Annotated in this window: 18 protein-coding genes, 1 pseudogene and 1 riboswitch; of the genes and pseudogenes, 5 read left to right on the forward strand and 14 right to left on the reverse strand. The window is 37.6% G+C overall.

Annotation, left to right across the window (positions count from 1 at the left end):
* Positions 1 to 185: 185 nt before the first annotated feature.
* Complete coding sequence (locus KI375_RS11375) at positions 186 to 470, forward strand: hypothetical protein (protein WP_212973608.1); 285 nt, start codon at positions 186 to 188, stop codon at positions 468 to 470.
* 91 nt (positions 471 to 561) lie between these two features.
* Positions 562 to 1032 carry a DinB family protein gene (locus KI375_RS11380; protein WP_212973609.1) on the forward strand — a complete coding sequence of 157 codons (471 nt, stop codon included), beginning with the start codon at positions 562 to 564 and terminating at the stop codon, positions 1030 to 1032.
* Between the two features lie 478 nt (positions 1033 to 1510).
* Here KI375_RS11380 and KI375_RS11385 read toward each other — a convergent pair whose 3' ends face one another.
* A complete protein-coding gene (locus KI375_RS11385) occupies positions 1511 to 2020 on the reverse strand; it encodes a DoxX family membrane protein (RefSeq protein WP_212973610.1) in 510 nt (169 codons plus the stop codon).
* Positions 2021 to 2500: 480 nt separating this feature from the next.
* Positions 2501 to 2601, forward strand: a riboswitch (purine riboswitch).
* An 80-nt stretch (positions 2602 to 2681) separates the two neighbouring features.
* Between KI375_RS11385 and KI375_RS11390 the strand changes: the two genes are divergently transcribed.
* The gene (locus KI375_RS11390; protein ID WP_212973611.1) at positions 2682 to 3851 is read left to right on the forward strand and encodes an MFS transporter; all 1170 of its coding nucleotides are present in this window, start codon (positions 2682 to 2684) and stop codon (positions 3849 to 3851) included.
* A 55-nt stretch (positions 3852 to 3906) separates the two neighbouring features.
* Here KI375_RS11390 and KI375_RS11395 read toward each other — a convergent pair whose 3' ends face one another.
* From KI375_RS11395 to KI375_RS11425, 7 genes and pseudogenes are all read right to left on the reverse strand, one after another.
* Positions 3907 to 4866 (reverse strand): alpha/beta hydrolase, encoded by a 960-nt coding sequence (locus KI375_RS11395; RefSeq protein WP_212973612.1) that lies wholly within the window; start codon positions 4864 to 4866, stop codon positions 3907 to 3909.
* A 429-nt stretch (positions 4867 to 5295) separates the two neighbouring features.
* On the reverse strand, positions 5296 to 5739 hold the full coding sequence (locus tag KI375_RS11400; RefSeq protein WP_212973613.1) for a hypothetical protein: 444 nt from the start codon (positions 5737 to 5739) through the stop codon (positions 5296 to 5298).
* Positions 5740 to 6049: 310 nt separating this feature from the next.
* Positions 6050 to 6742: pseudogene (locus KI375_RS11405) on the reverse strand (SDR family oxidoreductase); the annotation flags it as partial.
* Between the two features lie 246 nt (positions 6743 to 6988).
* The gene (locus KI375_RS11410) at positions 6989 to 7576 is read right to left on the reverse strand and encodes a P-loop nucleotide/nucleoside kinase family protein (RefSeq protein WP_212973614.1); all 588 of its coding nucleotides are present in this window, start codon (positions 7574 to 7576) and stop codon (positions 6989 to 6991) included.
* A 459-nt stretch (positions 7577 to 8035) separates the two neighbouring features.
* The gene (locus KI375_RS11415) at positions 8036 to 9550 is read right to left on the reverse strand and encodes an extracellular solute-binding protein (protein ID WP_212973615.1); all 1515 of its coding nucleotides are present in this window, start codon (positions 9548 to 9550) and stop codon (positions 8036 to 8038) included.
* The gene (locus tag KI375_RS11420; protein WP_244852552.1) at positions 9519 to 10148 is read right to left on the reverse strand and encodes a YesL family protein; all 630 of its coding nucleotides are present in this window, start codon (positions 10146 to 10148) and stop codon (positions 9519 to 9521) included. The genes KI375_RS11415 and KI375_RS11420 overlap by 32 nt, the downstream gene beginning before the upstream one ends.
* 64 nt (positions 10149 to 10212) lie before the next feature.
* Positions 10213 to 11124 carry an ABC transporter permease gene (locus tag KI375_RS11425; protein WP_212973685.1) on the reverse strand — a complete coding sequence of 304 codons (912 nt, stop codon included), beginning with the start codon at positions 11122 to 11124 and terminating at the stop codon, positions 10213 to 10215.
* Between the two features lie 293 nt (positions 11125 to 11417).
* On the opposite strand from KI375_RS11425, the gene KI375_RS11430 reads away from it, so the two are divergent.
* Positions 11418 to 12305, forward strand: a complete 888-nt coding sequence (locus tag KI375_RS11430; RefSeq protein ID WP_212973616.1) for a carbohydrate ABC transporter permease — start codon at positions 11418 to 11420, stop codon at positions 12303 to 12305.
* A gap of 109 nt (positions 12306 to 12414) precedes the next feature.
* On the opposite strand, the gene KI375_RS11435 is transcribed toward KI375_RS11430, so the two are convergent.
* Complete coding sequence (locus KI375_RS11435) at positions 12415 to 14652, reverse strand: helix-turn-helix transcriptional regulator (protein ID WP_212973617.1); 2238 nt, start codon at positions 14650 to 14652, stop codon at positions 12415 to 12417.
* Positions 14653 to 15116: 464 nt separating this feature from the next.
* Between KI375_RS11435 and KI375_RS11440 the strand changes: the two genes are divergently transcribed.
* Positions 15117 to 16682, forward strand: coding sequence for a glycoside hydrolase family 43 protein (locus KI375_RS11440; protein ID WP_212973618.1), 1566 nt, complete (start codon positions 15117 to 15119; stop codon positions 16680 to 16682).
* Positions 16683 to 17187: 505 nt separating this feature from the next.
* On the opposite strand, the gene KI375_RS11445 is transcribed toward KI375_RS11440, so the two are convergent.
* The 5 genes from KI375_RS11445 to KI375_RS11465 all read right to left on the reverse strand — a co-directional run bounded on the left by KI375_RS11445 (position 17188) and on the right by KI375_RS11465 (position 21838).
* Positions 17188 to 18663 (reverse strand): MFS transporter, encoded by a 1476-nt coding sequence (locus KI375_RS11445; RefSeq protein ID WP_212973619.1) that lies wholly within the window; start codon positions 18661 to 18663, stop codon positions 17188 to 17190.
* A gap of 224 nt (positions 18664 to 18887) precedes the next feature.
* Positions 18888 to 19091 carry a hypothetical protein gene (locus KI375_RS11450; RefSeq protein WP_212973686.1) on the reverse strand — a complete coding sequence of 68 codons (204 nt, stop codon included), beginning with the start codon at positions 19089 to 19091 and terminating at the stop codon, positions 18888 to 18890.
* Positions 19092 to 19255: 164 nt separating this feature from the next.
* Positions 19256 to 19696, reverse strand: coding sequence for an OsmC family protein (locus KI375_RS11455; RefSeq protein ID WP_212973620.1), 441 nt, complete (start codon positions 19694 to 19696; stop codon positions 19256 to 19258).
* Positions 19697 to 19738: 42 nt separating this feature from the next.
* Positions 19739 to 20257 carry a hypothetical protein gene (locus KI375_RS11460; RefSeq protein WP_212973621.1) on the reverse strand — a complete coding sequence of 173 codons (519 nt, stop codon included), beginning with the start codon at positions 20255 to 20257 and terminating at the stop codon, positions 19739 to 19741.
* 36 nt (positions 20258 to 20293) lie between these two features.
* Positions 20294 to 21838: an ABC-F family ATP-binding cassette domain-containing protein gene (locus KI375_RS11465; protein ID WP_212973622.1), complete on the reverse strand. Its 1545-nt coding sequence runs from the start codon at positions 21836 to 21838 to the stop codon at positions 20294 to 20296.
* Positions 21839 to 22225: the final 387 nt, after the last annotated feature.

The raw sequence follows: 22225 nt of genomic DNA on the forward strand, positions 1-22225 counted from the left end.
TCTTTTTTCCTTACAAATTGCTCCCCAGAAAAACGAGCTGTTTTTTCCTTTTCCATTCTCCTGTTCAAAAGACGACCAATCTTGACTCTTTTGTAAAGAAAAAAGGACAATTCGTCACTGTTCTTTTTTTCATCGTTACCACATATTTCTTATTAATGCATCCTTTTATCATAAGGAGTGACACCATGAATCTACAACATGCTGAAATGTCTTTTAAGGAAATAAAATTATATTTGTTGGGGATTGTTGTCATCATTAGTCTATTCCTTCTGTCAATTATTTTCGGCGATTTCACCACGGCCCTGCTGCTTTTACAATATCGTTTGACCATGCTGGTTGTTGGAACTGTCTACTTTGTCGGCGTATATCTGTACTATACGCGCATTTCGAAGATTTCTGCTGCCATGATGCAAGATCGAATGAATGATGTCATTGTTATTTTATTAAATGGCAAGGAGTACAGGAGATAAGAGTTGACTTTGGAGGTTCTCTTATTTGAATACAGTCTCTCTCATTCGTTATAATTAAAGATGATTATAGTAAATGAAGGGTGTGTTCAAATTGTATCGAAAAGTGGAAGATTTTATCGAAGACTGGTCCGCTTCAGCGGAAGGCACATTAGCAGTAATGAAGGCCATGACGAACGATAAGCTAGACCAAGCGATTGTAGAAGGTCATAATTCTCTTGGATGGCTAGCTTGGCACCTAGTTGGTGCAGCAGGGGCGTTCGGCCATTTTGCTGGCCTTCAAATTGAAGCTCCATCATCTGATCAACCAACACCCAAAGATGTTGCTGAAATAGTGGAAGCTTATGAAAAAGTGATGCAATCGTATAAAAATGAGGGACCGAAATTAACAGATGAGTCCTTATTAGAGGAAGTAACTGGCTTTGGTGGTCCTGTACCGCGCGGCAAATTATTACGCGCTCTTATTGATCATCAAACCCATCATCGTGGTCAAATGACCGTATTGCTTCGCCAGGCCGGATTAACGGTCCCAGGTATAATGGGACCAACAAAAGAAATGCAATAAGGAACTGGATGGAGAACAAAAGCGCAAGCGCCCGTTTAGCGACGTACAAACTTTTTAAGCTTCTGACGAGATAAAGGATACACGGCGAAGCATGAGCCGATGTTGACTTATCGTAGGAAGAAGCTGAAAGTTTGCTAGTTGCTGGGCGCTGGAGCTAGATGACAAAACTCAAAATTACAACTTATCCACAAGCCAAGAATTTTATAGTTTCCTTAACAACAAGAAAAGCGCAAGGCGCCCGCCTATCGTCGACAAGCAAATGTTCTGAGACAAAGAAAGGCGTTCTTTGCCTTTCATTGGCTCAGGTTATTATGCAGAACATCGGCTAAGTTCGCGCCGTCCTGGCGCAACGCCGATGGACTCGCTCCTGCGAGCCTCGAGACGATGGTGCCTGGAGCTGGATCAAGCACTAACCAAAATTTATATTTTCCTATCCTGGGATAAAAGGGTAAGCTTTTATCAGCTTTCCCTTTTTAGATTATTGTGTAGCAACCCTTCGGAACTTTTTAAAGATATTTTTGTCTTTCAAGTTTCTGATCGTAGCTGGAACTAAGAAGCGGTCAACTCCGTAATATACTGTTCCATTGATGACAAATAAGAGAATGATAGCTACGGCAAGTAAGATTGGATTTGTGCTAATCGTTCCTGCAAGTAGGAAGTTCAAGTTCATGAATGCTCCTGCAATCAGAGCTGGGATTGTCAATGCGCCGACAATTAATCCAAGACCAACGAGTATTTCCCCTGCTGGGATCAAGATGTTGATAATCTTCACATTTGGAAGGGCAACATGTTCAAGGAAAGCGGCATACCATCCTTGGACAACTGGGGCTTCTCCTCCCGCCTTTGCAACTGCTCCTTGTATAAATCCGCCTGCATCAAATGCGCCTAATTTATGCCAACCTGCTTCTAACCATTGAACACCTAACCAAATTCTTAATGCGGCCCATACAATTGCTACCCAACGATTTTCATACCATTTATTCATCATAATCACTCCTGTTTATTTTATCGTTTGTGAAATCATTCACATAAAAGTGTAAAAAATATAAGTGCACTGTATTGAAGGGTTACTATTTTTATTTTTGTTTGTGAATACTTTCACTAACTTTCTACACTCTTAATATACTACGTTTTCGCCAATTACGCAAGGGGATTTCATAACAGACACAACATTGACACTTTTCTATTAAACTTGCGAATTTCTCGAGAACATGTTATATTGCTATTTGGAATTTCGAATAAAAATAAAGTGAAACTTCATTCAGTGGGATTCATTCCCCACTGATTTCAGAGGATCAAAGGCTAAAATCGCGCCATCCTGTCGCTTCGTCTGCACTAGTACATCCTATACGTCGCTACGCCTTTGTGACCAACATCCTGTTGGTCTGAACCAATCGGGGATTTACTGGCAGTTGTCCCCCACTTACAATTCTCGTTTTCACCCCGAATTCTTGAAGTGGGGGTCTTACTGCCAGTTAATTCGGATAAATGTATAACCTCAATAATATGGTTTGAGGGTCTCTACCAGGAACCAATTAAATCCTGACTACAAATTTATTCTTTTGTAGTCGGGATTTTTTCTATATTTATAGCTGTTTAAACGAAAGGGAGTCTCGCAGATATACATAAGGGACCTTGGAGGTATGAATATGAATTTTAAAGTATTTATCCTTGCCATATCGACGATTATTGTTGGATTGGTGGAATTAATTGTAGGTGGAATCTTACCCATTATGGCTGATGATTTGCATGTCACGATTGGAACCGCAGGGCAACTAATTACTATTTATGCACTTGTATATGCCATTGCTGGCCCAGTTCTTCTATCTTTAACAGCAAAAATGGAACGCAAAAAATTATATTTGATCACCTTATTTATCTTTTTCATAGGAAATATCATCACCTATTTCAGCCCCAATTTTACATTCATTATGATCGCCAGAGTACTTACAGCGATGAGTGCGTCTTTAGTGATCGTTTTATCTTTAACGATTACCTCAAAGATTGTGGAACCCAGACATAGGGCAAAGGCATTAGGAGTCATTTATATGGGAATCAGTTCTTCCTTAGTACTTGGTGTACCAATCGGCATTGTCATCACAAATGCTCTGGGATGGAGAACCGTTTTTCTCGGAATCGCCATTCTTACAATTGGCTCGTTTATTCTTATTTATATGTTTTTGGAGAAAATCCCTCCCGAGAATATCCAGCCTTTATCGATACAAATGAAAGCACTAGCCAACAAAAAAATTGCAGGCGCCCATTTGGCTACCATGTTTATGTTAGCTGGACATTACACGATATATGCGTACTTTACGCCTTTTTTAGAAACCACTTTACATTTAAATCAAAACTGGGTAAGCATTTGTTATTTTCTTTTTGGAATTTCTGCTGTAGGTGGCGGGGCATTTGGAGGTGGACTTGCTGACCGAATCGGCTCACAGAAAAGCATCTTAATGATCCTTGGTGCTTTTGCTTTAGTCCTATTTGTTCTTCCCTATTCCACTTTTTCCTTCCCTGTATTCTTGGTGACCATGATGATCTGGGGAGCATTAAGTTGGAGTCTTGCTCCACCACAACAGGATTATATTATTCGCACAGATCCACACACATCTGATATTCATCAAAGCTTTAATAACTCTGCATTGCAAATCGGTATTGCCTTAGGATCGGGTATTGGCGGCTTAGTCATGGAGCATACGGAATCCGTTACCCGGACTGCTGCCGTTGGTTCAGGGGTAGTAATCATTGCCTTTATCTGTGCCATTATTTCTTTGAAAATCCCAGCACAACTTCATCAAACCGAAACAACAAACTAGATAAGCAGTCGTCTCAACTACAAAAAATGCAAAGGAATGTAGCTCTCCTTTGCATTTATTCGATATAATTGAATAAAAAGTCGCTTAACCGCTCTTTATAAACCGCTTTTTCTAATACAAATGATTCACCATGATTGGCCCCATCCACAAGCATAAGCTCCGCCTCACTATTCGTAGATTCATAAAGTTCTTGTGCTAGTTTCGTAGGAACAAAGGTATCACCCTTCCCATGTATATAAAGAATTGGGATATCTGTCACCTCTACTTCTTTTCGCGCATCCGCCTCCCTTAGCCAATAACCAGCCTTTATCTTAGTAACAAGACTTGTACTGTCCAAAATCGGGAATGCAGGTAGCTTAAACATACGCTTCATCTGGTAGGCAAACAAGTCATAAACAGATGTATACGCACTATCTGCCACGATGGCTTTCACTTGATCAGGCAGCTCTTTTTCTCCACTTGCCATTAGCACTGTTGCAGCGCCCATGGACAAACCATGGTAGACAACCTGCGTATCATTTCCTAATTTATTGACTAAAAGATTCGTCCAATCAATCAGATCGAGACGATCAGGCCAACCAAACCCATAATAATCACCTTCACTATCTCCGTGCCCACGCGCATCTGCCATGAAAATATTGTAACCTAATTCCTCATAATAAAATTGACCAAATAGGCCCATTTGCTTCGCATTCCCTAGATAGCCATGAGTGAAAACAACCAACTTATCGGTCGGTTCCTTGGCTGGCAAGTAATAGCCTATTAATTTTAAACCATCACGAGATTTCATTTCGATTTCCTCGAAATCCTGAGTAGCTACCCATTCTCGCCATTCCCCATCTAACATTTCGTCCAATGATTCTGCTGCCACTTCCAGATCAGCATTTTCCTCAAGGAACTCCTTTGGTCCCCGCTTAATCGCCAAGTTATAAAAAAAGAAACTCGCTGCAATGTCTCCAATTAATAGGACACCAATAAAAATTGTAATAATTTTTTTCCAATACTTTCGTATCATGGCCATTTTCCCTTTCAAGTAAAATCAGTCACTCTATTCTTCTATTATACTAAAAAAATAGGTAGAACTCTTTGGCAGATTATTGAAGTGGGATCGCCCCATGCGGATTTCATTAGGACCGCCCTACTTCTTTTTCTTGCCCTCTGTCCTCAAATAGGAATATGATGTGGTGAGGATATACATACTAGCGAATTTCTATTACTCAAGAACCAAGGGGCGAAAAGCAAGGTAACACAGAAATCCGCTGTGTCTTTTTTTTGTTAGACTTTTTAAACATCTTCTATATGAGTTTTATTTTTACTGCTAAGGATGAGATATTGGATAAGGGGGCATGTTCCAAGTCATGAACAAGGACACGTCTTTGATGTTTGAAAGTTCGATCGGAGTTTTTACTGGGAGGAAACTTGAATATCAAAAAGGGAATACCCGTCAGCGCCCGTAACGGGTTTCAAGTTCAAAAATTCTCTGCTCTAGTTCAACGTTCTTATGCTCAAAATAGTGTATCTTTTTACTAACATGTTGCCGATTATTATCTAATTTTTCACCATTTTGGATAACCAGTTTTTCAAGATTTGTAAATCGTTCTTTTGTTTCTTGGCGAAATTCTCTCATTTCCTCCTGAAAGCTCTTATGGCCTTCTAATTCTTCCTGCATAGTTCGTTGACCTTCTCGCATTGCTTGCTGTCCTTGTCGCATTGCTTGCTGTTCTTCTCGCATTGCTTGCTGTTCTTCTCGTGTTGCTTGCAGTTCTTCTCGCATTACTTGCTGTTCTTCTCGTGTTGCTTGCAGTTCTTCTCGCATTACTTGCTGTTCTTCTCGTGTTGCTTGTAGTTCTTTTTTCATGGATTGTAATATCTTTAAAATCTCTTCCATTTGATTTCCTCCTCCCTGTAAGAAACTTCACTACTATTTCATTATAACAGAAAAGCCTTCCTCTTTCTTACAAAAAAGAAAAGGTTTACACAATTTTCCCTCTTCTCAGCTCAATCTACTGCCCTGTAATCTGAGGTAGATATACTTCCTTACAATATTGGGATACATTAGGATTGGATTGCACTTCTTCTCGTGATAATTGCTCAACTTTAGTACGGGATTGTGCTTCTCCTCTTGTGAATAACAGAATTTCAAAAACCCCGAATACCTCTATAGGTAACAGCTTCGGGTTTTTCCTATCCATTCTTGTTCATACCGGCCGGATGGTGATTTCATTAACATTTACATATTGTGGTTGTGTAACTGCATAAACGACTGCTTTGGCAATATCTTCTGTTTCCAGTTTTTTTCGATCCATTACTGTGGAGTTACTTAAACGAGTCGCGACCATCCCTGGAGAGATATTTGTCACTCTAACACCTGTTCTCGCCAGTTCCTTTTCCAATCCCATAGAAATAGCTCTAACGGCGAATTTGGTTGCACTATAAACCGTACTCGTCTTTGTCACTTCATATCCAGAAACAGACGCGATGTTAATAATATGTCCAGTAGATCGCTCCAGCATCGATGGCAACACCGAATGAACACCGTATAAAACGCCTTTGATATTGACATCAATCATCTGCTCCCATTCCTCTACTTCCCCAGAACGGATAGTCCCTGTAAGCATCTGACCCGCATTATTCACAAAAATATCCACATCTCCAAAGGCCTCGTTTGCCTGTTTTACCATCTCCTCCACACTGTCTCGATTAGCCATATCTGTTTTGACAGCTAGGGCTTTTCCTTTTCCTTGTTGGTGAATCTCATTTTCTAGTTCTTTCAGCTTTTCCATACTACGGGCCGTTAGCACCACACTTGCTCCTTCATTAGCAAGTTCCCGTGCTATGCCTGCTCCAATACCACTGCTTGCCCCTGTTACAACAGCAACCTTTCCCTTTAATTTCCCCCAACAGTCCCTCCTTTGTTTCTTTCATTAAAAGCTTATCATGAAATATTAAGAAAAGCACAAGCGCCTTGGTCAGCCCCAACAAGCAAATGTTCTGGAACTTTAGAAGGGCGGTTTTTCCCTTCATAGGTTTCAGAACATTTGACCTCGAGGGGCTAGGCGCTGGAGCTAGATACCAAAAAGACTGAACAAATCCCTTTGATTTGTGCAGTCCCTTATGACTTTTAGCAAAAGCTCTATCTATCGCTCGATAAAATCTACAAGATTTTTTATTTTCTCTTCTGTTAATTCTCCTGAGTTATCATATACCAGAATATCTGATTCCGGAATTCCCCAAGCAACAGTCGGCAGGTCTAAGCTTTGTTCATACTCATCCCAATTATCGATTTTCCATTGATCACGATCCATTGCTCCACGTTCAATAATCCGTTCTTTTTGTAACGTTGTATCCTGCAATGTAACGAATAAAACTTTAACCGTCACATCGACTCGTGAAAGCCCAAACTCAGTTAATTTTCTTCCTAGCCATTCTTCTGTTTCAATTTCTTTTGTAAATGGACCAATTAGAATGGAATCAAGCCCAAGTGCTGCGTTCTCCATTGCCAAATCCATCGTCACATCATACTCTAAATCACGGCAATGCTGCTTATAATATTTGGAATCCCGGTCACTGGGATCATATCCCGTTGCTTGCAAAAAATGCTCGCTAAACTTCCCACCGACTGTATCTTTATCCAGATAAACAGCAGGAATATACTTATGTAAACATTTTGAAACAGTTGTTTTCCCAGTCCCCGCAACTCCACTTACAAAAATAATCTTCGGCACAATAATTCCCCCAGTGAACAACATTTTAATCAGTATACAGAACTTTTCATTACTATACCATCAAGGTTCTATTCACTCAAGAAGCTTCTATTCTTTGAATGATTTACATCATTATAGCTCCTCCTTTATTCAGTAATGCTTATCCAGTGCTCGCTGGATTATTCGAACAAAAAACTATGAAACTTACAGATTTACATATCTAACCGTTGATAATCAAAATCGGCATATGATCCAAATTTTCGATCCATTTCATGTATTACAATTCCAACTAAACTCTCGGTAAAACCACCTGATAGAGAAGGAACCAGTCAAAAATTCGCCTGATGCTAGCACCAAAATCGCTATGTTATAAATAGTCATTTTTAAAATATTTCCTTTCTTTTCTTTCTGTGTGAGTAGATTTTCACATTTAAAATGGAGTATCTTCTATCGTAAACAATAGAAAATACTCCATCATGATCATTTTTCAGAAGCTTTATATGCTTCCTTATATTCTTCTTTTATTGTGTTTCCACCTTGTTTATTCCACTTTTCCACTTCTTTTTTAAAATCATCTACGGAAATTTCACCTAAAATGTATTGGTAAGTTGCATCGGTAATAATCTTTTCTAATTCAGATCCTTGTGCCGTATTTGTCGGTGATTCTAAAGGAAAAGCGGGATTAAACACTGCATATTCGGCATTTTCAGCTATCTTTTTATCCGCTTCTGCCTTAAGTGGATTTGGATCTTTTAAATCATATCCTGTTTCTTTTGGACGTGAAGACGCAAATGGTTGAACCTCTTGTTGCCATAAATCCTGATTTGTAATCTCATAAGCACCATCATCATTTATTTCATAGTGTGTTCCTTCAATTCCATACGTCATTAATGTAAACATTTCTGGATCCATTAAATCGTTGACAAATTTTAAAAGACGTTTGAGTTCAGCTTCATCTTTTACTTCTGAGCGTGGAAAAGCCAATAAACCACCAATCCCATTTCCCGCACTCCAAATGGCTCGTTCCGAGTGGGATTCAGATGTAATATCATTCACTAACGCTAGTTCCATTTCATCCTGAATGCCATCTGCCATATTTTTTAGGTTTTTGCTATCGAATAAAGCACCAACATAAATTCCGCCTTTCCCTTGAGCAAAATTTTCTTGTTGATCGGTTTTGGCTGTCACAGCAAAATCCTTATTAATCCACCCGTTTTCATATAGTTCTTTCATATAATCCATCGTTTCTATATAAGCATCTGTTTCAAATTCCGCTGTAAAATTACCCTCATTGTCTACTTCCCAATCCGTCGGTGTACCAAAGTAAGAGCCTATTGTTTTAAATACACCGTAAACTAAATCGCTCCGATCCATAAAACCTGTCGTATCATTTTTGCCATTTCCGTCTGGATCATCATCTGTAAACGCTTTCGCTATATTCATTAGTTCATCCGTTGTTTTTGGTACTGATAAATCAAGATTATCCAACCAATCCTTCCGAATCACCACTCCATTCCTGGCAACATCCTTCTGTAAAGGGACTCCATACAATTTTCCTTCAATCGAAGCTGATTCTCGAATTTCCTGTGATATTTCTTTCAAATTTGGAAATTCATCCAAGTAGTCTTCAACATTCCAAAACATCCCTGATTTTAATGCGTTACGTACAGACGAATTTTCCAATATGGTTAGGGTGACAATATCAGCCAATGAATCAGAAGCCAAAGAAGTGTTAATCCTCTCTTCCTTAGATGCATCTGGAATCCAGGAAAATTTGATCTTTGTATTTGTTTTACTTTCAATTTCATTTAAAACAGTATCTGTAGGTGGTGAAGCCGTATGCAATATATTTAACCATGTAATTTCCATTCCTTCATTTTGGCCTATTCCTTCGTCACTAGAATTGCTACTCGATGATGATTCATTACATCCTGATAAAAAGAGCATAACCGCCAAACTAATACTAATTAGCTTCCAAACTTGCCATTTTTTCATCCTGATTCTCCTTTGCAATTTGATAAGAATTGTGTGGTTCTTTCATTTCCATTCTTTTAAACACTTGAATGGCCATCCAAGTAATCGTAAAGAAAAAGAAACTAATACCAAAAAAGGGTAAAACGCCTGGTAAAAAACGAGATAATATCCAATAAGATATACCAATCACTAAAAATAGAACAAGTGAATATTGTAAACAAGCAAACCCAAATAGGAAGGACATCCTCATTTTCAAGAAAATTCCTTTCCAATCATAATTGGCCATAATTGGAAATATATAAGTAAGCGACAATAAATAAATAAAACCTATGACTAGCAAAGCGACACGAACGTACCAATTGACAACATACATTAAATCCACAACAAGTACGAAGCCAATAATGCCATAGATGAAGCTTACAATGATAGATTCTTTAAATCCCTCTTTATAATATTTCCAGAATGAATGAAAAACGGGTGGACTACTGCCCCGAATCCATTGTCTACAAATACTCACTAATGCATAGGTTGAAGGGCCAATTCCAAAAATACCAAGACCAATAAGTGTGAAAAATACCCATAAAAAATTGACATACACTAAATTAAGAATACGAATCAAAATATGATTTAAATATTCAATTGATTTTAGAATCGAACTCTCCTCCTATTATTCATTTTAAATTTTAATAGACACCATCCTCTCCGATCTTTTTCGCAAGTTTATTAGAAAGCATGATTAATATTAAACCAACTATTCCTTTAAACATACCTACAGCCGTACTAAAACTTAGCTGGCCATTTTTCAAACCGGCTGTGTATATATAGGTGTCAAAAATTTCAGCCACGGAACGGTTCAAAGAGTTAAGAAGAAGATACATATGTTCAAATCCTAAATCCAATGTGCTCCCTATTTTCAAAATTAAAAGAGTAATAATTACTGGTCGAATAGCTGGTAAGGTAACATGCCATGTTTTTCTAAGCCGGCCGGCACCATCTATCTCAGCAGCCTCATATAATTGAGGATCGACAGCAGTTATGGCTGCAAGGTAGATGATCGTAGACCACCCTAATTCTCTCCATATGATCTGCGCTATATAAATCGGCCTTGTCCAATTTGGAGAAGTTAGAAAGTTAACCTTTTCGCGTCCCATCTTTGCCAAAAACTCATTCACAATCCCACCATCACTATTTAATAAGACAAAAGTAATGGAAACAATAATCACCCATGACATAAAATGTGGAATATAGATAATCGTTTGTATTCCTGATTTAAAATACTTATTTTTCACTTCATTAAGCATTAATGACACAATAATTGGAATTGGAAAGAAGACAACAAGTTCCAGTCCAAAAAAAATTAACGTATTTTTTAATAACATAAGAAAAGTAGGTTCAGTGAAAAGGCGAATAAAATGCTTCAAACCTGCCCAGGGACTCCCTAGAATACCTAAATATGGCTGATAATCTTGAAACGCAACGATCAATCCCCCCATAGGTAAATACTTAAAAATGATAAAGTATAGTAACCCTGGAAAAATCATAAGGTATAGAAATAGATTCACCTTCATACCTTTCAAAACTTTTTTCCTGTTCATTCTTTTCAACTGCTTGTCCGAAAATGTAGGCAAAGCATTTTCTTTTCGATTAACAACATCCTCCATATACTTCCTCCTCTCTGTTTCTCTTTCCTTAGGATAATTGAATATCGAAAGTTTCGTATATAATCATTTTTTAATACGCTTACAAATGAACGGTTATTTATAAATGATAATACGCTAATCCCCATTACGATCAGGATCAATGATAATGATTATAGCTGGAATTGCAAGCGGATGATAACCTATTTGTAAAGTTATAGAAGTTTTTTATGCTTAGGCAAGGAGGAATTATGATGAAAAGAATAAAGACTAAGAAAGTCAGGAAAGGAGAACGTCTTTTTTCTGTCGTAAACGGAACAATACTCATTATCATTGCACTTGTTTGTTTTCTTCCATTTGTGAATGTCATCGCAACATCTTTTGCCTCTACACAGGAAGTTGTTGCTAAAAAGTTTATTTTATTTCCAAGTACTTTTTCTTTAGATGCTTACCGATATATTTTATCAACACCTACGATCTTCAAGGGACTAGCCGTATCTATTGGGGTAACTGGTATAGGCACATTTGTAAGTATGGCACTCACCTCATTAATGGCCTACGGACTATCACGGAGATATCTATGGGGAAGAAATTATATAAATTTTATCGTTGTCTTTACAATGCTCTTTAGCGGCGGCATGATTCCCACATTTTTAGTTGTGAAAGCCTTTGGACTAATTGATAGTTATTGGGCATTAATTCTTCCCGTTGCAATTAGTGCCTTTAACTTAATTATTATGAGGAATTTTTTCCAGGCTTTGCCTGATAGTTTGGAAGAGTCTGCTAAAATAGACGGATGTTCACATTTTGGAGTTTTCTTTAGAATTATGTTGCCACTTGCATTGCCTTCCATCGCTACAATTTCATTATTTTATGCCGTTACATACTGGAATACATATATGACAGCGATTTTATATATTAATGATTCAGCAAAATGGCCGATACAAATATTATTGCGACAAATCGTTATCGTTTCTAGTGGAATGCAGGCAGATGGAGCATCAGTAGATGTCACCCCTCCCCCCCAAACAATCAAAATGGCTGTGATTGTGATCGCAACCGTTCCAATGCTGATTGCTTATCCATTTGTACAAAGATATTTTGTAAAAGGAGCGTTAATAGGATCAGTAAAAGGATAACCTATATTAGCTTTTCGAGAGACTCACTCCGTGAGTCTCTCGGCAACTAGAACGTGTGATCTAGATTTATCAATTATATTTACCTTAATAAGCCAATGGATAGAATTCATTAATATCGAAACTCTTTTCGGTATTCCCCAGGGGTTTTTCCTAATTTCTTTTTAAAAAATCGAATAAAGTTTTGTGAATTTCCATATTTTAAATGTTCAGCAATCCCCTTTATTGGTTCATCTGTATCTTTCAGTAAATTTTTTGCTACTTGTAATCGATAGTTCATTAAATAATCGACAAAATTTTCACCGAATTCTTTCTTGAAAACATTACTTAAATAATTTGGACTATAATGCAGACGATCTGCAATAATATCAAGCGAAATTTCTTGGTCGTATTCCGTTTGAATAATAAGCCCAATGTTTTCAGCAATCGCTTTAAACCCTTGCTCTGTTTTATCCTGAGCACTTGATATAATAGGTTTAATCAAATCATAGATTAATAGCTGCTTTATTTGTTCTGGATCATAGGCATTCATGGCGTTCTGATATAGTGTTTTAACATTTTCAAATATTTTTGGCTCTACTGCTAAAAGTTGCCCTAATTGCACTAACTCATTGATGATGCGAAGCAGGGTGATACCTAAACTGATTGGATTTTTGTTTAAACGGAAAGATGTGTCTACTAGAGTAGCCGTTATACGAGCAGCCGTTTCTTCCTCACCAGACCGTATCGTCTTCATTAATTTGTTTTGTATTTCTACAGGGAATTTTGCGATTGATGTGGCATTCAGCATTGGGGCTATATCATTATAGAAAATAATGGCGCCTTGCCCTACGTTCACTCGGTAGTGAAGGGATTCTATTGCCAAATCCATTGCTTTCTCACTATCCATTAGTGATGTATATTCCGGACTAATTCCCACGCTGATTGTGATTTGCAAAACTTCTTCTATCTTTTTTTGAATTTCTTCATAAGTCTTCATAATATGACGCTCAGAGTCTTGATCGCTTCTATCTAATATAAAAATGGTTGCTTGTGTTGCATTATTTAGGACGATCGGCATCAATCGATTTGTTTCAGGAACCATCTCTTCCACAATATTATTAATGGCTAGTAGGAACAGACTTTTATCCACTATCTGTTTTTCTTTAAGTTTATCAATTTGAATTAATCCTGTGTAAAAAACTTTATCCTCATCGAAATGGTAACCTAATTGTTCTAAACGATAATTGACTTCGCTTTCATTTATTCGCTTTTTAAATAAACTTAACACAAACAATGTTTCCAACTGTGGTTTCTGTAAAGTTAAATGAGCGGTCAACCTTTCATTTTGTCCAACAATTTGATCAACGGAATTTTCTAATAAAAATAGTTCATTTTTTCTTTTATTATCCGTTTCATCAATGGAAAGTTTTTCTTGAATTTTTTTAAACGGTCGCAGAAAGGAGTCAGCTAAATAATACGAAATAATGGCTACGAATAGAATTAATAAAATGGAAGTAATAAAAAGTCCCACTCTGGTATTATGGATAAGACCACTGATTTCATTCACATTAATTTCCACTAAATAAAGCCATTTATTATAATGAGATCTTATAAACACATAATGTTTTCCATCTTCAGTATCAAAAAACAGGGGGATTTGATCGTTTTTATCAGCAATCGTTTTTAATTGTTCATAGCCATTGATCCCATATTTATTATCCTGTTTCTTACTCGAATAAATTAACTGATCTTGACTGTTATATATTTGTACGAAATGATCTTGATCACCTACAATTTGATCAATACTTCTTTGCGGAATCTTGGCCATTCCTAATGCAAACTTTTCCTTTTGATACATCGGTAACGTGATGACCATTTCTATTCCATCGTTTTTATCCTCTACAGGTTTCCAAAAAAGGTTTTTATTTTGGTTATCAATATATGTATATTTATACTCATCAATTTCTTTATCAGTTAACTGGATTAAGGAACCGTCCATAATGCCCCATTTTCCACTTAAACTAATCAAATTATACTGACTGCCTTCAATTCCCATCATTTCAATATAATTCATTTCCTTTTTGACGTCACGGTAAATATCATAATTTTTTTCAGTTAATGATTTTTTAAAAGTCTCGCCAAAATTGAAAGTGGAACTATAGGCTGTATAGCCGTATTCGATCGTTCGGACTTTTTGCTCAACATTATAGTGGACTTGCTCGATATAACTTTTCTTATCATCTATAAAATTCTGCTCAACTGACTTGTAAGTTGAATTGTAGATATATATACTAAACCCCACTACAAGAATAATCCCTAATAAAAAAAATGGGATAAACAGTTGATAAAACATTCTGCTTTTTTTCATTTATAGGCACTCCCTATTGTACTTTAGTTACTTCGTTAATTAAAAAACCTTTTCATAAAAGGGGCATAATTATTATTCAATATAGATTATCACAATCTATATTGCAATCGCTTTAAATCCTATCTTCTATTAATTTATAACGTATCCAACATCAGGAATAGAAAGCAATAAAATGATTATAGACGTAATCCATCCCTTATCATACCATTTGTTATAGGAGCACGTTCAAAAAGGAGAATAAAACGGATCAAGTCGGATAAAGGAGTTGGCGAAAGTTTGAGGCGTCTAGCTTTGAGCAGCAGAAAAGCAAGCCAACGAACTTCCTCAGCATGTGACTTCGACGTTCGATACAGGACGTGCCGGTACTTAGTCGAAAATCCTTTAGCTCGATGTGTCATTTTTACCGGACTTTTTGAACAACCTCTATAAGTTATAAATAAAACACCTAAAGGATGTGTCTACTTTTGAAAACCTTTCAAAATCCAATTCTACCTGGATTTCACCCAGATCCATCGATTTGTAGGGTTGGTGAAGATTATTATTTAGTGACATCAACATTTGAATATTTTCCAGGAGTACCCATTTACCATAGTAAAGATCTTGTCCATTGGCGGCAAATAGGTCATATACTTGATCGCCCTTCTCAATTGAATTTAGATGGAACCCCATGTTCTAGAGGCATTTATGCTCCAACCATTCGTTATCATGATGGGCTCTTTTATATGATCTCGACTTTCGTAGAAAGCAAAACAGGGGCAAGACGAAACTTTTATGTAACGGCATCTGATCCCAATGGTCCTTGGTCTGATCCAGTTTGGTTAGAAACAGCTATTGGAATTGATCCTTCCTTATTCTTTGACGATGATGGGAAAGTCTATTATACAGGAAATCGTAAACCGCCTTCTGGTCAGACACACTTAAAACATAATGAAATCTGGTTGCAGGAAGTAGATTTAGAGAAAGGTGTATTAGTTGGACCAACCAATAGTTTGTGGGATGGTGCTTTAAAAAATGCTCACGCTCAAGAAGCATCTCATCTTTATAAAATCAATGGGTGGTATTATTTACTTATTGCAGAGGGTGGAACTGGTTTTACTCATGCCGTCACAGTTGCTAGAAGTAAATCAATTACGGGTCCTTATGAAAGCGCCAAGACCAATCCTATTTTAACTCATCGGCATTTGGGCAGACATTACCCAATCACGAATATTGGTCATGCTGATATCGTTCAGACACAAGACGGTGATTGGTGGATGGTCTGTCTTGGATCCCGCCCTTATGGGGGACCCTATCGGAATCTTGGTAGAGAATCTTTCCTTGTCCCTTTTATATGGGAAAATGACTGGCCAGTGATCAACCCCGGTAAGGGAATCGTCGAAATGGAAATGTTATTTCCAAACCTACCTGAGAAAAAATGGCCTGCTAAACAAGCTTGCGATTCTTTTGATGCTCCTCATTTAGGAATGGAATGGAATTTTATTCGTACCCCTCGTGAAGATTTTTGGTCTTTACAAGAAAGAACTGGTCACCTGCGCTTGAAATTAAAGAGAGAAACGATTATGGAAGAGAAAAATTCTGCATTTGTTGGGAGAAGGCAGCAGCATATGAATTTTTTTGCAGAGACTGTCATGGACTTCTCCCCTAAGAAAGAAGAAGAAGTTGCTGGACTCGTACTTTTACAGAATCATCAATATCAATTTAGGATGGAATATGCACTGGAGAATGGGAAAAAGGTGATTCACTTAATCAAAAGGGAAGATGGGATAGAAGAGATGCTAGCAAAAAACGCTCTTAATGCCAGTAAACTTTTTCTACAAGTGGAAGCGCAAGGACAAGATTATCATTTTTATTATGGGACATCTCCTGAGCAAATGAATGTTCTAAAGGAAAAGGTGAATGGTACTATCTTAAGTACGGACGTAGCGGGGGGATTCGTTGGCGCTTACATAGGAATGTATGCAAGCTCTAATGGGACGGAAAGTGATCAGCATGCTGATTTTGATTGGTTTGAATATAGGGAGATAAGGTAGTTGTAGATTTAAAAGATACAATTGTAATCGAACTCCTTTAGCTAATTATTGCTGGTTTAACTAAGATATAAGGGAACTGATCTTCATTACTCCAGTTCCCTATCTTGCGTTCGATACTAACCGAATCATAGATATCCGTCCTATTATTAGCATATCTTCTTTCATTGAGAGTTCAAATATAATTATTGCCGGCCAAAACGGCCTTCGTTGTTCTAGTTCTATGTTTTTATGCTCACTAAAATGTATTTTCCTGCTTACCTGCTCACGATTATTATAAAATTTCCACCGTTTTGCACGACTAACCTTTCAAACCGTCCATTTGCGTCTTTTCGAAATTCCCTCGATTTCCGCTCGGACCCGCTTTTGTTCCGTCAATTCTCCTCGTAACGACGGAAAAGGATATAGAATCTTTCCATAAGTTTACGTAACTTTTGGTCGTCACTATGTTCACTTTCTTTTTACTTCTATATCTCTCCTTATTCGGTGAAATGTATAAAGCTCCTCCTCATCTTTCCTCATCCGTTTCCTCTATTCTCTTATCGATCCTATGCTTTTCTTCTCCCCACCAAAGTTCATCCTCCAGATCTTCTATTACCTGCTTGATTTCATGTTTTTCTGCAACTGCAGGTGGAGAACCACGGAGCGGTTTTCCAGATGTATTTTTAAGAAATAAAGTGACAACCACAATGCCAATCAATGAAGCGAATATTAAATAGAAGGCAGGAATGAGTTGGTTAGCTGTAAGATTAATCACCCAGGCAATTAGTAAAGGAGCCGTACCTCCAAATAGCGATGCAGAAATATTATAAGTAAAAGCCAGCCCTCCGTATCTTACTTCGGTGAAGAATAGGGATGGTAATTGCGAGCTCATCGTTGCTTTTATGGCTGCTAAGAAAGACCCCAGTATGAGTAATCCTAAAAAGACCAACCAGTTATTTCCACTGCCAATTAGTAAAAATGATGGAACCGCTAATAAAATAATCCCAATCAAGCTCACTTGCATAATTCGTTTATTGCCGAATCGATCCCCAAAATATCCTATTGTCAATACAAGTGGAATCATAATAAACATAACAATAACAATGAGCAAAAGTCCTTTTGTCTCTCCATACCCTAAAACAGCCGTTAAGTGAGAGGGCATATAGGTTAACACTGTATAATCAATGACATTATAGAAGAAAACTAAGACCAAACACATTAAAACAGAACGACGATGGTATAAGAACAGCTCTTTTATTGAAACATGTTCTCTCTCCTCGGCTCCCCCTTGTTTCTTCTCCTCCATGGCTGCAAAGGCAGGTGATTCTTCAAGATGGGTCCGGAGGTACAAGCCGATGATTCCAATGGGAGCGGCAATTAAAAACGGCACCCTCCAGCCCCAATCGAGCATCTTATCTGAGCCAAGAATAAAAGTAAGCAACGTTACCAATCCGGCACCAGCAATATAACCGACTAAGGTTCCCACTTCCAAACCGCTTGCCATAAAACCACGGCGATTATCTGGAGTCGATTCAGCGATAAATGTCATCGCACCAGCATATTCACCACCCGCCGAAAACCCTTGTACTAATCTAGCACATAACAGCAGAATTGGTGCGGCAATTCCAATCGTCGCATATACGGGAATCAGTCCGATGGTTAATGTCGAAATAGACATAATAATCAATGTTACCGCTAAAATCCTTTTTCGCCCTAATCGATCACCTAGCATACCAAAGAACATTCCACCAATAGGCCGGACGAGAAAGGCAACGGCAAATGTTCCAAAACTAAAAACAAGCTGAGCAGAGTCACTTACACCTGAGTAAAATACATGCCCGATGATCACAACTAAATATGAATAAATCCCAAAGTCAAACCACTCCATGGCATTTCCTAATGCCGTTGCAACTACGGCCTTTTTTGCAATATCCGAATCAATGACCGTAATATCATCTTTATGTACTTTATATTTTTTTCGCTTACCTTTTTCCTTCTTCATAAATAGCTCCTCCTTGATACTCCTTTTCTTAGATGTTCCCTTAAACAGCCCTTCTTATGAACAATCTTTTAGTATTTTTCACTTAGAGTTTTCCCTAAAATATAAGTGTTAAAAATAAAATGTATCGGTCATTGCAGTTTTATAAAAAAAAAACAAAACTCCTATTGCAGAAAATCTGTTAAGAAAACAGAACAACTTTTCTACAATAGGAGTTTCTCTCCTGCTTACTTTAATTTATAATCATCCTCTTTAGGGTGCTCTAGCTGCATCTGTTCTAGCTCAAGTTTTAATTTTTCTGTTTCCAATAAGTAATTTTCATGCTTCAGCTTTTCTAACTCCAACTGATCTTGAATAAATTTCCCTTTGATTTTTGTGCGTTCCTGCATGTGATTCGTAATAATGGCTATAATTGGTACGGAAAATATCATGACCCCTACAATCCACCACAAAGAATTCACCTCATTTAGTGTTATTTTTATTAAGTGTAATACATTATCAAGCAGATTTATATAGTTTGTTACATTAGAAAAAAATTCGAGGAAAATGCTCTTTGTGATTTCTTGTAGAATCATACTCCGAAATCAGCCTCTATTTAACGAATCGTTGCTTCCAGTTCTATTTCTACATTCCCTTTAATCGCTTTAGAAATCATACAAGTTTGTTCTGCTTTATAGATGAGCCTTTCAAGCAGCATGTATGCTTTCTCTTCTGCATTTTCAGTTAGGGAAACAGTTGGACGATGGATAATTCTTTTATAGGTAAATACCCCATTTGTTACATCAACAATTCCTTCTGATTCTAAGGCCATTTCTTTTAATGGTAAATCTGCTCGTTCGATCATCGCAGCTAATGTAATGAAGTAACAGGTAGCAGCTGCTCCTAATAGCATTTCATCTGGGTTTGTTCCAATCCCAGGTCCACCCATTTCAGCTGGAATGGATATTTTCGTCTGTAAATTCCCCGCATCGATATACCCTGCACTATTTCTTCCACCTGGCCACTGCGCCTGCAAATGAAAATGGTGTTCTGCCATATAATCACCTCTTTTTCATTATAGTAGTTAGCCGACATTCTATCATTCAATACGCTGCAACTGTTCCAATGATTCTAAAACGTATGTCAAAAAGTTCTTAATATCTCCCATATGCTCTTCCGTTAACTTTGGTTTGAATCGGACTGCAATCCTGTTAGTAAAAAACTGGGAATCCTGGCCATATACGAAACTTATGGTTTGAGTTAACTCGATTTCATCCTCCCAAATAGAGTACAGTGCTTCTTCTATTTGTCGGCATTGCTCTCGTGGTTCGCTTACTGGTTTTGTAAATCGTAAAAGCAAAGTGCACCCAGGTTGGGCTTCAGGCATTTCTAATATTTCACCAGCTAAATCTTCAAGCAAACTCTCCAATCGTAATTCCGCTATCACTTCGGGCTGGTCAGCCAATATGAATTCAAGGGATAAACATCTAGACAAAGTTGCAAAATCCATTTGGTCTTTTCTATTTTGTATCAGGATCTTCTGATCGATATTGTCCAAATCATAAAGATGGTTTTCAAAACTCACTTTTAAATTTTCAAAGACAGTTGGATCAAACATATTATTACCTCCGTCGTGGGACAGTCCCCTGATTCGTTAGACCCATTCTTCCATATCCCATACTTGGGTCACCCATGATTGATAAAATTCTGGTTCATGTGAAACCAGGAGGATGGTCCCTTCGTATGCCTGTAGGGCTTGCTGTAAAGACGCTTTGGTCAATGAATCTAAATGGTTGGTTGGTTCATCTAATACCAGTACATTGCCTGGTGTTAATTGCAATTGACATAGACGGACTTTTGTCTGTTCACCACCGCTTAAGGTACGGAGGGGTTGAAAGATATGTTCACTCCGTAATCCACATCTAGCCAGCATGGTTCTCGCTTCTTTTGCTGTCAAATGTGGAAATAACGAACAGATCTCTTCCAAAGCTGTTTGGTTTCCTTTAATGAGAGCTTCTTGAGAAAAATAAACAGGCTGGACGCGATCTCCCAAAATGACTGTGCCATCTATAGGCTTGATTTGTCCAAGTAAGGTTTTCAAGGTCGTTGTTTTTCCAATTCCGTTATGACCTACAATCGCAACCTTTTCACCACGCTCAAGTTTGATATTCATCGCTGAGAATAAGGCTTCTTGGTAACCGATTTTCAGATCTTTTGTTTCAAGAATCAGCCTAACTGGCTGGTGATGAACCTGAAAAGAAAAAGTTGATTTCGGCTGATCTGTTGGTTTATCAATTCGTACTATTTTATCCAGTTTCTTCTCCCGGCTTTTCGCCTGCTTAGCCGTGGAAGCTCTCGCTTTATTTTTTTGAATATAGGTCTCTAGCTTTTGGATTTCCTCTTGTTGTTTTTGATATTGCTGGTGAATTTGTTCCTTCCGCAGCTCATAAGCTGTTAGGAATTGCTGATAATTTCCTGTATAGCGAAATAATTGTTTGTGTTCAAGATGATAAATAATATTTACGACCTCATTCATAAAGCCTGTATCATGACTTATCAATACAAAGGCATACGGATAGGAGCTTAGGTAATTTTTCAACCACTCGATATGGGCTAGATCTAGATAATTGGTCGGTTCATCTAGTAATAACACCTCTGGTTGTGTTAATAATAACTTGGCTAGTAGAAGCTTTGTCCGTTGCCCTCCACTTAGCTTGCTTACATCCGTCTGTAATCCAAGTGAAGTGAGCCCTAATCCAGCAGCCACCTCTTCAATCTTCGCATCCATTTGATAAAAATCATTTTGATCCAATACCATCTGTAAATGGCTATACCGTTGCAATAATTTATCAAGCTGCTCCCCCGACACATCCCCCATTTCCATAGAAAGGGCAAGCATCTCCTGTTCTGCATCCAACAATTCCTGAAAAGCACCTTGTAAAAAAGCCATCATCGTGACACCTGATTCTAATTGAATATGCTGTTCTAAATTCCCAATCTTAGCGGTTGGATTCCAATGGATATGACCTGAATCTGGAAGAAGCTTTCCTGTTAACAAGTTAAATAACGTTGATTTCCCAGCGCCATTCGCGCCAACTAAACCAATATGCTCTCCTTTTAATATTCGAAAAGATATGTTTTGTAAAACAATCTTGTCTCCATAACTATGTGATAATTGTTCAACATCTAAAATACTCATTATTTGCTCTCCTTTAGTGTAAAAATATACCAAAACACGAGAACAAATATAAAAAGCAGGGCGAGATCTCGCCCTGCTAGTAGCCTTTAATAAAAACGATCACTAATTAAGAAAGTGAAAGGAGGAAAAAAAAGATACCAAACCTTATCAACGCAACTATAAAAAAGTGATTGTTTTATCTAGTTAAAGAGCTAATCAGTGAAGATCTACTGTAGAACTCGTGTTTAGGCTTTGTTAAAAATGGGCATACGTATCCCGTTATCAAGCCAAGACGAGTTGAAGCACAGTAGAAATATTCATTGATAAAGCTCCCTCCTTAATCGAACTAAAATGTTTGAGAATATATTATAACAGATAATCCGCAATTGTAAAACCCCTAGCTAATTG

Source organism: Bacillus sp. J14TS2, assembly GCF_018333015.1.
Taxonomy (GTDB): Bacteria; Bacillota; Bacilli; order Bacillales; family Bacillaceae_C; genus Lederbergia.